Here is a 14,319-nt window from a genome sequence, read left to right on the forward strand (position 1 = left end):
TCACACCCGCACGCCGGCGGACGCGGTGAACTCGGAGACTTCGGCGTCGCCGGTGTTCACCACCTCGGACGGCTCGAAGATCAGCACGTGGGCTTCCTCGTCGGACGCCGTGCGGTGCTCGACGCCGCGCGGCACCACCACCATCTGTCCCGGCGCGAGCTCCACCACCCGGTCGCGGAACTCAACCCGGAAGCGCCCCTGGAAGCAGAGGAACATCTCCTCCGCCTCGGCATGGCTGTGCCAGGGGAACACGCCTTGCGTCTTCACCAGCCGCACGTCCTGGCCGTTGAGCTGCGCGGCGATCTTCGGGCGCCAGTGCTCGGAGAAGCCCGCAAACTTCTCCGCCAGGTCGATGGCCTGGGGCGCGGTCACCTAGGCGGTCTTCCAGCTGTCCACATAGGCCGGATTTTCCACCGAAGCGGCGGCCTCGCCAACCTCCAATGGGTCCCGCGTGTCGATCATCACCGCATATTCGTCGGTGGCCGGCTTCGGCTGGGTCAGCATGTTCTTCAGCGCCTTGGGGTGCGGCCCGTGGGTGAAGCCGGAGGGATGGAAGGTCATCATCCCGGCCTCGATGTGGTCGCGGCTGAAGAAGTCTCCGGCGTGGTAGAACAGCACCTCGTCGAAGTCGTCGTTGTTGTGGAAGAACGGCACCTTCAGCGCGCCCGGATCGGTCTCGAAGGGCCTGGGCGTGAAGGTGCAGACCACGAACCTATCCGACAGGAACGTCGTGTGGACGCTGGGCGGCAGGTGGTAGCGGTGACTGACGATCGGGCGGATGTCCTTCACGTTCAGCCGCACCGGGGCGAGTTCCCCGTGCCAGCCCACCGCGTCGAGCGGATTGTACGGGTAGGTCACCACCGAGACCTCGCCGCGCTTCTTGATCTCCACCCGGAACTCGCCGGCCTCGGCCTGGTGGGCCTGGAAGGCCTCGTCGAGCACGGGCGTCTCCAGCATGGCCGGATCGAACAGCGCGTGCCCGCCCAGGAGACCCTTGTCCGGCAGGCCGAAGTGGGTGTTGGTCGCCTGGATCATCAGGATGGCGGTGGGCGAGGACGGCTTCAGCCGCCACATGGTCCCGCGCGGCAGGTAGAGGTAGTCGCCCGCCGTGTAGGCCAGCCGGCCATAGTCGCAGAAGAGCTCGCCCTCACCCTGGTGGACGAACAGCAGCTGGTCGCCGTCGGCGTTGCGGGCCAGCGCCGGCATGGGGTCGGCCAGCTTCCAGAAGCGAACCTCCGTGGCGGCGTTGTGGAGCACCTTCCCGGCCGTCCAGGGGCTGGGCTCGGCGGCGTTCAGCCGGGCGAGGTCGAAGGCCCTGGGGCGCAGCGGCCCCTCGAAGCTGGTCCAGCCGGTCGGCGGGCGCCTGTGGTGGATGAAGGCGGCGGGGCCGAAGAACCCCTCCTTGGAGATCTCCCGCTCGTAGGTCCCCTCCGGCATGTCGGCATGCGCCTGGCGGGAGTGGGTCCCCTGCGCGCCCCGGACGGGGATCCAGTTGCGGTTCGCCATCAGGGTTCGTCCTTGTAGATCCCGACCTTCAGCGGCTGGCCGTCGGCGATCTTCGCCCGGTACATGCCCGAGGTGTTGTAGCTCCAGGCCATGTCGCCGTTGGGCGCCACGGCGATCACCCCGCCGTCGCCCTTCAGGGCCGTGAGGTCCTTCTGGATCACCTGGTCGGCCGCGGCCTGCAGGCTCAGGCCCTTGTGCTCGACGAGGGCGCAGATCTCCCGCGCCACCGTCAGGCGGATGAAGTACTCGCCCGTCCCCGTCGCCGAGACCGCGCAGGACTTGTTGGAGGCGTAGGTGCCGGCGCCGATGATCGGCGCGTCTCCCACCCGGCCCCAGCGCTTGGCCGTGGTGCCGCCGGTGGACGTACCGGCCGCGACGTTGCCGTGGCTGTCCCGGGCGACCACGCCCACGGTGCCGAACTTCTTCTTCAGGTCGATCAGGTCGGCGTTGCGGCCGCCGTCCTCGTCATGGACCAGCTCGGCCATGGCGCCCGGCTTCGCCCCGACGGGCTTGGCGGGGATCGGCAGGCCCTGGCGCTTCAGCTCCCGCTCCAGCCCCTGCCAGCGACGCTCGGTGTAGAAGAAGGCCGGGTCGACCTGCTCCAGGTTCTGGGTTCGCGCGAACTCGTCGGCGCCCTTGCCCATCAGCATGACGTGCGGCGACTTCTCCATCACCGCCCGCGCGAGGCTGATCGGATGGCGCGTGGTGGTCACGCCCGCCACCGAGCCGGCCATCAGGTTCGAACCGTCCATCACGGAGCTGTCCAGCTCGTTCCGGCCCTCGGCGGTGAAGACCGCGCCGCGGCCGGCGTTGAACAGCGGATCGTCCTCGAGGAGCCTGATCGCCGCCTCGACGGCGTCGAGCGCGGTTCCGCCCTTCTTCAGGACGTCGGCGCCGGTGTTGGCCACGCGGGTCATGGCCTCGCGATAGGCCTTGTCCTGTTCCGGGCTGAGGTCCTTCTTTTCGATGACCCCGGCGCCGCCGTGAACCACCAGCGCCCACTTCGGCTGGGCCTGAGCCGCCGTCCCCATCGCCATCACCGCCACCGAAACCAGAACCGCGATACGCCGCATCACCCCTCCGTCGCGGGGAGCACCCCCCGGCGCATCTGGTCGAGCTCGATGGACTCGAACAGCGCCTTGAAGTTGCCTTCCCCGAACCCTTCGTTGCCCTTGCGCTGGATCAGCTCGAAGAAGATCGGACCGATCATGTTCTCCGTGAAGATCTGCAGCAGCAGGCCTTGGCCTTCCGTCGGCGCGCCGTCCACCAGGATCTTGTCGGCCTTCAGCCGCTGGAGGTTCTCGCCGTGGCCCGGCACGCGGGCGTCGAGCTGCTCGTAATAGGTGTCGGGCGTGTCCTGGAAGCGGACGCCCTGCTCGCGCATGGACTCCACCGAGTGGAAGATGTCGTCCGTGCCCAGCGCCACGTGCTGGATGCCCTCGCCCTTGTAGTCCTTGAGGAATTCCTCGATCTGCGAGTGCTCGTCCTGGCTTTCGTTGAGCGGGATGCGGATCTTGCCGCAGGGGCTGGTCATGGCCTTGGAGAACAGGCCGGTGACCTTGCCCTCGATGTCGAAGTAGCGGATCTCGCGGAAGTTGAAGATGCGCTCGTAGAACTCCGCCCACTTGGCCATGTTGCCGCGGAACACGTTGTGGGTGAGGTGGTCGATGTAGGTCAGGCCCTTGGAATTGGCCTTCTCCTGCGCCGCCGCGCCCTCGATGGGCACGAAGTCGACGTCATAGATCTCCTGCGCGCCGTAGCGGTCCACGAGGTAGAGGTTGGAGCCGCCGATCCCCTCGATGGCCGGGATGTTCAGCTCCATCGGCCCCACCAGGCCTTGCACCGGCTTCGCGCCGCGCTCGACGGCGAGCTTCAGGGCCTTGGCGGCGTCCTTCACGCGGAAGGCCATGGCGTTGGCCGAGGGGCCATGCACCTGCCGGAACTCCGCCGGCTGGCCGGACGGCTCCATGTTCAGAATGAAGTTGATGTCGCCCTGGCGGAACCGCAGCACGTTCTTCGAACGGTGCTTGGCGACCGCCGTGAAGCCCATCAGCTCGAAGAGGCCCTTCAGCCGTTCCGGCTCCGGCGAGGTGAACTCCACGAATTCGAAGCCGTCCGTGCCGAGCGGATTCTCGAAGAGGTCGCGGGTCTGCGGCTGCGCCTGGATGTTCATGGCCATGTCTCCTGTCGGCGGGGCTCGTATCATCTGAAACCAGTTTGTTCCAGCGGGCGAGACAGCGCCGGCGCCCCCTGCTAACAACGCGCCACCTCCCCGCACGGATCGCCAATGTTCCGAAAGATGTACGACTGGGTGATGCGGCTCGCCGCCTCACGCCACGCGCCCCGGTCGCTCGCCGCCATCTCCTTCGCCGAGAGCAGCTTCTTCCCCATCCCGCCCGACGTGATGCTCGGGCCGATGGTCCTGGCGAGGCCCAACAAGGCCTTCCTCTACGCCGCGATCTGCACGTTGGCTTCCGTCGCGGGTGGGATGTTCGGCTATGGCATCGGATTCTTCCTGGAGCCGGTCGGGGTCAAGATCCTGGAGATCTTCGGACACCCGGAAGGAGAGGCGGAGTTCAAGGCTCTGTTTGATCGGTTCGGCGTCGCCTTCGTGGTGCTCGCCGGGTTCACGCCCATCCCCTACAAGCTCATCACCATCTCGTCGGGGATGGCGAATTTCGACCTCTTGACCTTCATCTGGGCTTCGGCGGCGTCTCGCGGGGCGCGCTTCTTCGCCGTCGCGGCGATCCTGAAGTACCTGGGCCCGGCGATGCTGCAGGAGTTCGAGCGACGCCTGACACTCTACACGATCGTGCTGCTGATCCTTGCGGTGGGCGGCATCCTCGTCCTGAAGGTCTTCCTGTGACGGCCCGCTTGGGGTCATATCGCGCGCGATGCTGAACCCGATCCTCGACCGCTGGCGGCTTGCGGCGCTCCTCGCCTCCGCCGGCATGCTGGCCACCGCCCACGCCTTCGAGACCTTCGGCGGCTATGCGCCCTGCACGCTCTGCCTGCGGCAGCGCGAGGTCTACTGGACGGCCATGGGCCTGGGCGCGGCCTTCATGGTGATCGTGCGCCTGCCCGGCGGACCGCGCTGGCGCGAGGCGACCTGCTGGGTTCTGGGGTTGGTGTTCCTCGTCGGCGCGGGCGTCGCCGCCTACCACGCGGGCGCGGAGTGGAAGTGGTGGCCGGGCCCCAGCGCCTGCGCCTCGGCCGGCGGCGGCGTCAGCCTCAGCGACATGGAGGCCTTCCTCGGCGGCGCGCAGGTCCGCCCGCCGGCCTGCGACGAGGCCCCGTGGGTGTTTGCCGGCCTCTCCATGGCTGGCTGGAACGTCCTGGTCTCGCTCGGGCTGGCCGTCCTGAGCGTGCTGGCCGCCTTCCGCGAAAGGTCCAAGCGATGACCGGGAAGCCGATCCCGCCCCGTCCGGGCCAGGGGGCGCTCGCCGCCCGCCTCGCCGAGATCCTGCGCGTCGACCACGCCGGCGAACTGGGCGCGGTCTCCATCTACCGCGGACAGCGCGCGGTGCTGGGCCAGGCGCCGCGGCACGAACGCATCGCCGGCCAGCTCGCCGAGATGGAAGCCCACGAAGCCGAGCACCTCGCCCGCTTCGACCGGCTCCTGACCGAGCGGCGGGTGCGCCCCACCGCCCTGGCCCCCGTCTGGCGGCTGGCGGGGTTCGCCCTGGGCGCCGGCACCGCCCTCCTGGGCGACAAGGCGGCCCATGCCTGCACCGAAGCGGTGGAAAGCGTCATCGAGCAGCACTACGCCGGTCAGGTCGCCGAGCTCGCCGAGCTGGAGCCGGAGCTGGCGATCGAGCTGGAGCAGTTCCGCCAGGACGAGCTCGCCCACCGCGACCTCGCCGTGGACGAGGGAGCCCGCGAGGCGCCGGGCTACGCCCTGCTCTCCGCCGTCATCCGCACGGGGTGTCGCGCGGCCATCCGGATCAGCGAGAAGGTCTAGGCTGACGCCGCGTCGCGGGCGCACGCTCGCGCCGCCATGATCAAGCTCACCTTCTGCCTGGTGCGGCTGCCGCACCTCAGCCTCGAGGCGTTCCAGGACTACTGGTTCAACACCCACGGGCCGCTGGTCGCCAGCGTCGCCGAGGTCCTGCAGATCCGCCGCTACGTCCAGCTCCACAGCCTGCCGCCGGAGGCCAGCGAGGGCCTGCGCGCCGGCCGCGGCGCGCCGGAGCCCTACGACGGCGTCGCCGAGCTGTGGTTCGACAGCCTGGAGGCCATGGCGCAGAACGGGCGCAGACCCGAGGCCCAGGCGGCCGGCCGCATGTTGCTCGAGGACGAGCGCAGGTTCATCGACCTCGCGCGTTCGCCGCTGTGGTTCGGCGAGGAGAAGGTGGTCGTCGGCTAGCGCTGCGCCGGGCGGCCGTCGTCGGCCGCGCCGGGTACGGTGCTGGACTCGACCTCCCCCTGGCTGGCGCCGGGACCGATCATCGCCGGGCCGGCGCCCGGCGCGCTCACCGGCGGCGAGCCTTCCCGGCCGGTCTGCATCGGCCGGGCGATGAAGATCACCAGCAGCAGGGCGACGCTCGCGGCCACCACCAGCCAGACGATCTTGCGGCCGCCCGGCTTGCTGTCCACAGGCGCGCCCTTTCCGCGCGCCGGGCCGTCGTCGACACCGGGGGCGGAATCGGCCGCATTTGTGCGGGTCTCTCGGGGGTTCTGCATCGGACATCTCCCATCGGTCGCCGCCACAACCGGACAGCGACGGGCGGGTTCCGGCCCGCAACCCTCCCTTCAGGTTGCGCTCCCCGGAAATCACAGCTTCCAGGGAGTCGCACGAGCACAGGAGTTCTGCTTTTGTTCTATCCACGGAGGCGCGCCATGGCGGACGGGACAACGCACTACATCGGCGATCGGCCATTCGGCGCGCCGCGCCTCTCCCAGGCCACCCAGGCCCGCGCCAGTCTCTGGGCCCTGTGCCGCTGCGGCCGCACCGCAGCGGTCGATCCCGCGCCCTGGATCTGCCAGGGCCTGGCGCGCCAGCCTGTGGAGCACCTGGAGGGCCGGCTTCGCTGCGTCTGCGGCGCGCGCCGCGTGCGGCTGGAGGTGCACGGCCTGGCCGAGGCCCCGTCCGGCGTCACGGGCGGCATCTACATCTTCCGCTAGCCGGCTTCCGACTTGCCTCAGCGCCACGCGGCGCACAGGCTCCCCGCAACGAGAAGCGACGGGGAGGACCAGAATGCCGCTTTCGGTGATCGGCGCGGGCTTCGGCCGCACGGGGACGCTGTCGCTCAAGCTTGCCCTGGAGCAGCTCGGCTTCGGCCCCTGCTACCACATGCTGGAGGTGATCAAGAACCCCAAGGCGCCCGCCTACTGGGAGGCGGCCGCCGACGGCGAGCCGGTCGACTGGGAAGAGGTGTTCCAGGGCTACCGGGCCACCGTCGACTGGCCGAGCGCCACCTTCTACCGGGAGCTGGCCGAGGCCTATCCAGACGCCAGGGTGATCCTCACCGTCCGCGAACCCGAAGCCTGGTTCCGCAGCACGCAGGAGACCATCTTCGGGCCGCTCATCCCCAAGGACGAGACCAATCCGCACTCGCGCATGGTGATGAAGGTGATCGACGACCTGTTCGGCCGGGACATGCACAACCGCGAGCGGCTGATCTCGGTCTACGAGGCGCACAATGCCCGGGTCCGCGAGGTGATCGCGCCGGAACGCCTGCTGGTCTACCAGGTGGCCGAAGGCTGGAGCCCGCTCTGCGCCTTCCTGGGCGTCCCCGAGCCGGAGACCCCGATGCCGCGGGTGAACTCCACGGAGGAGTTCAAGCAGATGATCGCGGGCATGCGAGCCCAGGCGGCCGGCCAGCCGGCCTGAGGTGCGTGGGTCCTAGGGCGTGGGGCGGAGGCTCTCGATATCCTGGTGCGGCTTCACGCCATGCTTCAGCAGCTCTTCCCACACGCCTTCGGCGGTTTCGGCGAAGCAGAAGAGGTCGAGGTCGGCCTTGGAGATCATGCCGTGCCGAGCCAGCTCCTCGAAGTTGATGATCGAGCGCCAGTAGGCCTCATCGAACAGCACCACGGGGATCTTCGGGGCCTTGTCGGTCTGGCGCAGGGTCAGGATCTCGAACAGCTCGTCCAGGGTGCCGAAGCCGCCCGGGAAGACCACCAGCGCATTGGCCCGCATCGCCAGGTGCATCTTGCGCATGGCGAAGTAGTGGAAGCGGAACGTCAGCTCCGGCGTCGACCAGCTGTTCGGCTCCTGCTCGTGCGGCAGGGTGATGTTGAAGCCCACGGAGGGCGCGCCCACGTCTGAGGCGCCGCGGTTGGCGGCCTCCATGATCCCGGGGCCGCCGCCGGTGGCGATGACATTGTCGCGGAACGGCTGGCCTTCCAGGAAGGCCCCGCCGCGCTTCGAGGCGATAGCCCCGAACTCCCGCGCCGCGGCGTACCAGCGCGCGTGCTGGCCATCGCCGTTCTCGCCGATCCGGGCCGAGCCGAAGACGACGATGGTGGAGCGCACGCCCCAGGCCTTCAGCGCCAGGTCCGCCTTAGAGAACTCCAGCATGAAGCGGACGCCGCGCATCTCCTGGGAGAGCAGGAAATCCTGGTCGAACACGGCCAGCCGGTAGGACGGCGACGCCATCTGGGGGGTGTTGGGATGGGGCTCGGACATGCCGCCATATGGCCGCCGGTGCGACGCCCACGCCAGCGCTTTCGCGCCGTTCAGCCTGTGGGGACGACGTCGAAGGCCACGGTCATCCGCTCCCCCCGCCGAAACGGCCGCGTGCCGTGCCAGAGGGTCGACGGGAAGAGGGCCAGCCGGCCGGGCTTCGGCTCGACCGCGCCGAACGGTTTCAGGGCCAGGCCGAGCTCGGCCGGCGGCTCGCCGAAGGTGAGCCAGCCCGCCTGGCCGGTGTCCCCGGCCGAGATCTCGCGCGGCGTCACGACATAGAAGGCTGAACTGATCCAGCCCGTGGTGTGGACATGGTTGGTGTGGAAGCCCGCATCCTCCAGGCGAACGGACCAGGAGCCCGCGAAGCGGGCGCCGCCGCGCGGCCGACCGAGCAGCGGATGGTCCGGATCCGGCGGCGGCAGGGCGGTCACATAGTCCCGGATGGCGTCCCCCAGCATCGCGCGCAGTCGGACGATCTCCGGTTCGCGGCGGGCGAGCAGGCTGCCCTGCGTCTGGGTGCCGCCGCGCAGGGTCTGCTCGTAGGGCGCGTTGCGGGTGCGGTGCAGCGCGCGCAGGCGCTCGGCCAGGGCGTCGAGTTCCGCGGCGGAGATCGGCAGATCCACGGCGCGCACGAAGGCCGGATTCCCCTCCAGCCAGTCCCAGCGCGGATCGCCGGTCAGTCGCCAGGCGGTGGCGAGGTAGGGCCACAGGTCCGCGCCGCCCGGAGCGCGGGCCAGCGACTCGGCGAAGGGCGTCACGGCCTCGGGCCGTCCGGCCCGGAGCAGGTGACGGAGGAAGGCGATCCTCAGCCCTGCGTCCGCCGCCGGGTCGAGCGCGGCGAAGATGCGGTCGGCGCGGACCAGCTCGCCGGCTTCGCTGGCGGCCGCCGCCTCGAGTCCCGCAGCCAGCGGCCCCAGCGCAGTGCGTGCGGCCGGCAGCCGCTCCAGCGCCGCCTCCGGACGGCCGGCGCGCATCAGTGCGCCGAGGTAGCCCAGCCAGAGGTCCCGATCCTCCGGACGGTCCCGCACCGCGGCCTCGTAGCTCGCGGTGAAGGTCTCCCCGTCGCCCCGCTCCCAGCGGAGCTTGGCCAGCGCGTCGTGGGCCTCCACCAGCCCCGGGTCGTCCGCGACCAGTCGCGCGAGCGCGGCCTCCGCCTCCGCCGCCTCGCCGTCCCTCAGGGCCTGCACCGCCGCCTCCAGCACGAGACCGCGATCCTGCGGCGCCAGCGCACGAGCCCGGGCGATCCAGGCCGCGGCGTCGTCGCCCGTCTCGGCGGCCACCCGCGCCCGTGCGCGGAGCGCCAGCAGATTGGCCGGCTCACGCGCCAGCAGCCGGTCGAGAGCTTCCGCCGCGGCGTCCGGCTCGCCCGCCTCCAGCAGCAGCACGCCCAGGGCCTGCAGGCCGCGCGGATGGTCAGGAGCGATGGCCAGGGCGCGCTGGAGGGCCGCACGCGCGCCGGGGCCGTCCTCCAGCCGCTTGCGGGCCAGCGCCAGGTTCACCCAGACCTCGGGATCGCCTGGGGCGACCGCCACGGCGCGCTCGTAGGCCGACGCGGCCCCGGCCAGGTCGCCCAGGTCGCGAAGCAGGTTGGCGTAGCCGTTGAGGATGCCGGCGTCGGCCGGCGCCGCGCCCAGGGCCGCCTCGAAGTGACTGCGGGAATCCTCCAGCCGCCCCTGCCGGCGGGCGACCACGGCCGCGATCTGGCGGGCCAGCGCCAGGCCCGGCTCGCTGGCCGCCACCGCCTCGGCGAGGCGCCCGGCGGTCGCAAGGTCGCCAGCGCCGAAGGCCGCCTTGGCCCGGGCCAGCGCCGCGCGGGTCTCCTGCGGGGTCACGGAGGCTAGTCGTCGCGGCGTGCGCGCACGCCGCGCTGGCCATCGACCTTCATCATGAAGCTGCCGAAGGCGGCCCGGCGGATCTCCACGGCGGAGCCGGGGCGCGGCGCCCGCATCGGCTCGTCGTCGATCTGCCGCCAGACCGCGCCCTCGGCCAGGGTGACGATCCAGCGGCCGTGCTCGTCCCGGCGCGCCTGGGCCACCTCACCGGCGACGCTCTCGAGCGCCTTGCCGCCGTTGGCGCGATCGAAGAGGTTGAAGGCCGGGACGCTGAGCCCGAAGGCGCCGCGCTGGGCCGCCTGGGCCTCGCGCTTCTCGACGATCACCACATCGCCGGTCCGCACCGCCTCGCGCAGGGTCGCATAGGCCTGATCGTAGCAGGCCGACTTCTGCACAGGCTCCGGCTGCGCGGCGCAGGCCGCCAGCCCGGCGAGGGCCGCTTCCCCCCCGGCGGGGTCGGCGAGGGCCGGACCCGCGGCCAGCGCTACCCCGGCGGCGACCGCCAGCAGAGCCCGCAACATCTATCCCCTCCCCGCCCGACCTTACGGGCCGGCAAGCTAGAGTGGGGCCGCCTCGCCGGCAAATCCCAACCACGCGACGTTACGGCGCAGTCGTAACGTCGGTCTTCCAAGCTTGGCCATAACGATGTTACTCCGGCGCGGGGGAATACGAACAAACCAAGTCGTTTGGGGGCGTTGTTGGGTTCACAGGCAGATGATGCGCGCGCCGACCTTCTGGCGGCGGCGGCGCTCGACAAGTTGACGGGGCGGGCGGGCGGCCTGCCCTGCGCGGCGAAGCAGGTGGCGATCGCCGCCCTGGTCCTGCAGAGCGCAAGCCTGCTGGCCAGCGAAGACGCGCTGCAGGCGGCGGCGCGGGCGTTCGGGGCCAGGAAGCGCTCCACACGGGGCGGGCTGAAGAAGATCACCTCGGAGGCGCGCGCCCTCCTGCAGTTCGGCGTGTCCGCCGACGTGCTTGCGCCCCTGGCCAGCGAGACGCCCGACGCGCGCCTCGAGCGGCTCACCGCGGAGGTGGAGGCGGTCAGCCTTCGCCAGGTGACCCAGGCGCGGGCCCTGACCCTGGCGGGCGTAAGGGGCGGACGGCCGACAGCGGGCGGACGCGGCGCCTACGCCGCCGTGCAGCGGCTGCTACGCCAGGCGCAGGAAGGCGATTCTCAGGCCAGTACCGAGCTGCGGGCGATCCAGGACCTGATGTTCACCTCATCCCGCTCGGCGCATACGGCGGGTCGTCGCGCAACCAGCCGGTGATCGTCAGCCGCGGGGCGGCCGCATAGGGCGCGACCGCGGCTACGGAGTGGCTCATCGGCACCTTGAACAGCGTGAGTGCGTTGAAGCGCGGCGCAAACCCGCGGGCGACATCGCCACGCGCGTCGTGGAACAGGAGCTGGCCGCCCCAGTCCGGACGCCAGGCGCGGGTCAGGCCGATGGTGTAGGCCGCGCGCCGTTCGCCCACGCCGCGGTCGTCGTGCAGGGTCAGGAAGTGCCCGGGCCGGTAGTGGGTCGCCTGGGCGTCGACCTTCACCACCGGCTCGCCCGTCACCGCATGCGCGAAGTCCATGAACTCAGAACTGTTCAGGAACTCCGTCAGGGCGTGAAGGGGATGCCCGGGATCGCGGCCGTCCAGGTAGGCGTCGATCATCGGGTAGACCAGGTACACGTAGCCGAAGCCGCGGCTGGCGCGCCGGGCGACCTCGGTCAGCCGCTTGCGCATCTCCTCCGCGCCCGCGGCTTCCAGCGCCTCGCGGGGGAGAATCACGTGCTCGCCGCCGGGGCCGGAATGGACCAGCGACCAGGACGTCTGCCGCTCCAGGACCCCGGCCAGGGCCTCCGCCACCGGGCGCGGGAACACCCCCTCGATCTGCACCACGCCGTCACGCTCATAGGCCGCCCGGAGGCGATGAGCCTGCAGTCCGGACGCAAGGGACAGCTCCAGGGCCACCGGCTCAGTCTCCGATCAGCCAGCCGGTCAGCGACAGGCGGGGCTGGGTGGCATAGGCCGCCACGGGGGCCACGGAGTGCTTCTGCGGGACGCGGAAGACGGTGAGCACGTTGAACCTCGGCGCGAAGCCTCGGGTGACGTCGCCGACGTCGTCGTGCAGCAGGAGCTGGCCGCCCCAGTCGGGTCGCCAGCCGCGGGTGAATCCCAGGGTGAAGGCCGCCAGCCGCCGGTCGCGCCCGTGGCTGTCGTCGTGCAGGGTGAGGAAGTCTCCCTTGCGATAGTGGGAGGCCTGGACGCGGACGCCCGCCACCGGCTGGCCGATGATCGCCGCCCCGAAGTCCAGGAAGGCGCGGCTCTGCAGGAACTCGGTGATCCGCGCGGCGGGATGCGTCGGAGCGCGGGCGTACTCGTCCTGCAGGGCGTAGGACCGGTGGATGAAGGCGAAGCCCGTGGAGGCGCGCCGGATCGTGTCCTCTAGGAAGCTGCGCACTTGCTGCTCGCCGAATCGACGGACCACCTCGTCGGTGATGACCAGGGTCTCGCCGCCCGGATCCGGGGCCACGATCGCATAGGGCAGCCCGGGCAGCAGGGCGCCGACCGCCTCGGCCGCCGCGGCGTCGAGGAAGTCCGACGCCTGCACGACTCCCTCCTCCCGGAACGCTCGGGCCAGGGGCTCCGGGGCGAGGCCGGGGCGTATCGCGATGGGCGGCAGGGTCAAGGAATCGCTCCGGTGGCGCACGGCCGAGGTTATGCGCCCTGCGCTCCGGGTGCGAGCCGGCGCCGTTGCAGCGTGACCATTATGTAACAGTGTTAGGCGTTGTGACGCAAAACGGCGGTATCGCTGCCGCACGCGACTATGGCGAGCTTGACCGTAACCGGCGGCGCTTTCACGCGGGATGACAGGACTCGCCAAGCAGGTTGGCGGGGGGAAGCGGCGTCTAACCAAATCCCGGGGGGATGCGCGCGGCGCTGCGCGTCATTTTTGGAGCTATTCATGCACATCAGAACGAACACCCGAGGACGCCTGCTGGCGTCCACGGTGCTCGGCGCGGTTCTCGTCTCGGCGCCCGCCATGGCGCAGGATGTCGAGGAAGTGGTCGTCACCGGCTCGCGGATCGTGCGCCAGGACCTGACCTCGGTCAGCCCGGTGGCCACCGTCGGCTCCGCCGAACTCCAGGCCTCCGGCGTGGTCAACACCGAAAACCTCCTGAACACCCTGCCCCAGGCGGTGCCGGGCGTGACCTCGACGGTCAACAACGGCAGCGGCGGCGCCGCCACGGTCAACCTGCGCGGCCTGGGCGCCAACCGGACCCTCGTGCTGGTGGACGGCAAGCGGCAGACCCCGACCACCCAGGCCGGCACCGTCGACCTGAACCTGATCCCGCCCGCCCTGATCGACCGCATCGAAGTGGTGACCGGCGGCGCCTCCGCCGTGTACGGTTCCGACGCCATCGCCGGCGTCGTCAACTTCATCATGAAGAAGAACTTCGAGGGCGCCGAATTCACGGCCGGCTACACCGTCACCGACGACGGTGACGCGCCGATCTACTCCGTGGACTACACCATGGGGGCCAACTTCGCGGACGGCCGCGGCAACGTGGTGCTGAGTCTCGGGCACAACAAGCGTGAGCCGCTGACCCAGGGCGAGCGCGGCGGCACCCTGGCCATCTCGCTCGGCGAACCGTCCGCGGCGCAACGCGCCGCCGGCTCGGGCCTGATCTTCTCCGGCTCCGGCTCCAACGAGCCCGGCCGTGTGAACCCCTTCGTGGCCGGCCGGTTCGTGACGCTTCCGGGCGTCGCCAACAACGCGGCGAACTCCGCCCAGTTCGAGCAGAACGGTGACGTGCGCCTGTATCGCGGCGCCCCCGACACCTACAACTTCGCCCCCGTGAACTACCTGCAGACCCCGCAGGACCGCTACTCGGTGACGGCGATGGGCCGCTACGAGATCACGGAGAGCATCGAGGCCTTCGCGAAGGGCAACTTCGTCAACTCGAAGGTCACGACCCAGCTGGCGCCGACGCCGATCGGCAACCGGATCTTCCGCTTCACCCTCGACGGCAACCCGTTCCTGACTCCGGCGGCGCAGCAGGCCCTCAATAGCCTGGGCTCTACCACCGCCTATTCCATCCCCTCCGGCAGCGCGCCCTACGCGGCGGGCACCTACACCGACGCGGACACCGACGGCGACGGCCTGTTCCAGACCGTGACCGGCACGTTCAACCGCCGCCTGTCGGAAGTCGGGCCGCGGGTCTCGAACTTCAACTTCTTCGGCTACCAGCTGCAGGCCGGCGTCCGCGGCGACCTGGAGATGATCCAGGGCCAGTGGGAAAGCTACATCCAGTACGGCAACACCCACGGCTCCAACTCGCTGCTCGGCGACACCAGCCTGGC

General features: G+C 70.7%; 18 protein-coding genes. 8 read left to right on the plus strand and 10 right to left on the minus strand.

From position 1 onward, the window contains the following. Genes V7Z97_RS11630 through hppD form a run of 4 tightly spaced genes read right to left on the minus strand, consistent with a single transcriptional unit; the run spans position 1 to position 3,679 of the window. Positions 1-372, minus strand: coding sequence for a cupin domain-containing protein (locus V7Z97_RS11630; RefSeq protein WP_334163585.1), 372 nt, complete (start codon positions 370-372; stop codon positions 1-3). Next, positions 373-1,506, minus strand: coding sequence for a homogentisate 1,2-dioxygenase (locus tag V7Z97_RS11635; RefSeq protein ID WP_334163586.1), 1,134 nt, complete (start codon positions 1,504-1,506; stop codon positions 373-375). Next, positions 1,506-2,579 (minus strand): isoaspartyl peptidase/L-asparaginase family protein, encoded by a 1,074-nt coding sequence (locus tag V7Z97_RS11640; RefSeq protein ID WP_334163587.1) that lies wholly within the window; start codon positions 2,577-2,579, stop codon positions 1,506-1,508. Before V7Z97_RS11640 ends, V7Z97_RS11635 begins: the two co-directional genes overlap by 1 nt. Continuing rightward, positions 2,579-3,679: a 4-hydroxyphenylpyruvate dioxygenase gene (gene hppD / locus V7Z97_RS11645; RefSeq protein ID WP_334163588.1), complete on the minus strand. Its 1,101-nt coding sequence runs from the start codon at positions 3,677-3,679 to the stop codon at positions 2,579-2,581. Before hppD ends, V7Z97_RS11640 begins: the two co-directional genes overlap by 1 nt. A gap of 114 nt (positions 3,680-3,793) precedes the next feature. On the opposite strand from hppD, the gene V7Z97_RS11650 reads away from it, so the two are divergent. From V7Z97_RS11650 to V7Z97_RS11665, 4 genes are read left to right on the plus strand one after another with little or no spacing between them, the layout of a single operon-like run. Continuing rightward, positions 3,794-4,372 (plus strand): YqaA family protein, encoded by a 579-nt coding sequence (locus V7Z97_RS11650; RefSeq protein WP_334163589.1) that lies wholly within the window; start codon positions 3,794-3,796, stop codon positions 4,370-4,372. A 28-nt stretch (positions 4,373-4,400) separates the two neighbouring features. Then, positions 4,401-4,907 carry a disulfide bond formation protein B gene (locus V7Z97_RS11655; protein WP_334163590.1) on the plus strand — a complete coding sequence of 169 codons (507 nt, stop codon included), beginning with the start codon at positions 4,401-4,403 and terminating at the stop codon, positions 4,905-4,907. Further along, positions 4,904-5,467 carry a demethoxyubiquinone hydroxylase family protein gene (locus V7Z97_RS11660; RefSeq protein ID WP_334163591.1) on the plus strand — a complete coding sequence of 188 codons (564 nt, stop codon included), beginning with the start codon at positions 4,904-4,906 and terminating at the stop codon, positions 5,465-5,467. Before V7Z97_RS11655 ends, V7Z97_RS11660 begins: the two co-directional genes overlap by 4 nt. 36 nt (positions 5,468-5,503) lie before the next feature. Further along, positions 5,504-5,872, plus strand: a complete 369-nt coding sequence (locus tag V7Z97_RS11665) for an EthD domain-containing protein (RefSeq protein WP_334163592.1) — start codon at positions 5,504-5,506, stop codon at positions 5,870-5,872. Here V7Z97_RS11665 and V7Z97_RS11670 read toward each other — a convergent pair. Beyond that, a complete protein-coding gene (locus V7Z97_RS11670; protein ID WP_334163593.1) occupies positions 5,869-6,189 on the minus strand; it encodes a hypothetical protein in 321 nt (106 codons plus the stop codon). The two genes, V7Z97_RS11665 and V7Z97_RS11670, sit on opposite strands and share 4 nt — an antisense overlap. A gap of 156 nt (positions 6,190-6,345) precedes the next feature. Here V7Z97_RS11670 and V7Z97_RS11675 point away from each other — a divergent pair, with 156 nt between their 5' ends. Beyond that, positions 6,346-6,630 carry a hypothetical protein gene (locus V7Z97_RS11675; protein WP_334163594.1) on the plus strand — a complete coding sequence of 95 codons (285 nt, stop codon included), beginning with the start codon at positions 6,346-6,348 and terminating at the stop codon, positions 6,628-6,630. Between the two features lie 73 nt (positions 6,631-6,703). Then, positions 6,704-7,339 (plus strand): sulfotransferase family protein, encoded by a 636-nt coding sequence (locus tag V7Z97_RS11680; RefSeq protein ID WP_334163595.1) that lies wholly within the window; start codon positions 6,704-6,706, stop codon positions 7,337-7,339. Positions 7,340-7,351: 12 nt separating this feature from the next. Here the strand turns inward: V7Z97_RS11680 and V7Z97_RS11685 are convergent, their stop codons facing one another. From V7Z97_RS11685 to V7Z97_RS11695, 3 genes are read right to left on the minus strand one after another with little or no spacing between them, the layout of a single operon-like run. Beyond that, positions 7,352-8,137, minus strand: coding sequence for a TIGR00730 family Rossman fold protein (locus V7Z97_RS11685; protein ID WP_334163596.1), 786 nt, complete (start codon positions 8,135-8,137; stop codon positions 7,352-7,354). A 50-nt stretch (positions 8,138-8,187) separates the two neighbouring features. Beyond that, positions 8,188-9,969, minus strand: coding sequence for a putative 2OG-Fe(II) oxygenase (locus V7Z97_RS11690; protein ID WP_334163597.1), 1,782 nt, complete (start codon positions 9,967-9,969; stop codon positions 8,188-8,190). Between the two features lie 5 nt (positions 9,970-9,974). Continuing rightward, the gene (locus V7Z97_RS11695) at positions 9,975-10,490 is read right to left on the minus strand and encodes a hypothetical protein (RefSeq protein WP_334163598.1); all 516 of its coding nucleotides are present in this window, start codon (positions 10,488-10,490) and stop codon (positions 9,975-9,977) included. A 177-nt stretch (positions 10,491-10,667) separates the two neighbouring features. On the opposite strand from V7Z97_RS11695, the gene V7Z97_RS11700 reads away from it, so the two are divergent. After that, a complete protein-coding gene (locus V7Z97_RS11700; RefSeq protein ID WP_334163599.1) occupies positions 10,668-11,234 on the plus strand; it encodes a hypothetical protein in 567 nt (188 codons plus the stop codon). Here V7Z97_RS11700 and V7Z97_RS11705 read toward each other — a convergent pair. Both V7Z97_RS11705 and V7Z97_RS11710 read right to left on the minus strand, forming a co-directional pair. Next, positions 11,182-11,925: a 2OG-Fe(II) oxygenase gene (locus V7Z97_RS11705; protein ID WP_334163600.1), complete on the minus strand. Its 744-nt coding sequence runs from the start codon at positions 11,923-11,925 to the stop codon at positions 11,182-11,184. The two genes, V7Z97_RS11700 and V7Z97_RS11705, sit on opposite strands and share 53 nt — an antisense overlap. 4 nt (positions 11,926-11,929) lie before the next feature. Beyond that, positions 11,930-12,565: a 2OG-Fe(II) oxygenase family protein gene (locus tag V7Z97_RS11710; protein WP_334163601.1), complete on the minus strand. Its 636-nt coding sequence runs from the start codon at positions 12,563-12,565 to the stop codon at positions 11,930-11,932. A gap of 354 nt (positions 12,566-12,919) precedes the next feature. Here V7Z97_RS11710 and V7Z97_RS11715 point away from each other — a divergent pair. Next, a partial coding sequence (locus V7Z97_RS11715; RefSeq protein WP_334163602.1) for a TonB-dependent receptor plug domain-containing protein occupies positions 12,920-14,319 on the plus strand: 1,400 nt, incomplete at its 3' end.

The organism is Phenylobacterium sp. (genome assembly GCF_036821595.1).
In the GTDB taxonomy this organism is placed as follows: domain Bacteria; phylum Pseudomonadota; class Alphaproteobacteria; order Caulobacterales; family Caulobacteraceae; genus Phenylobacterium.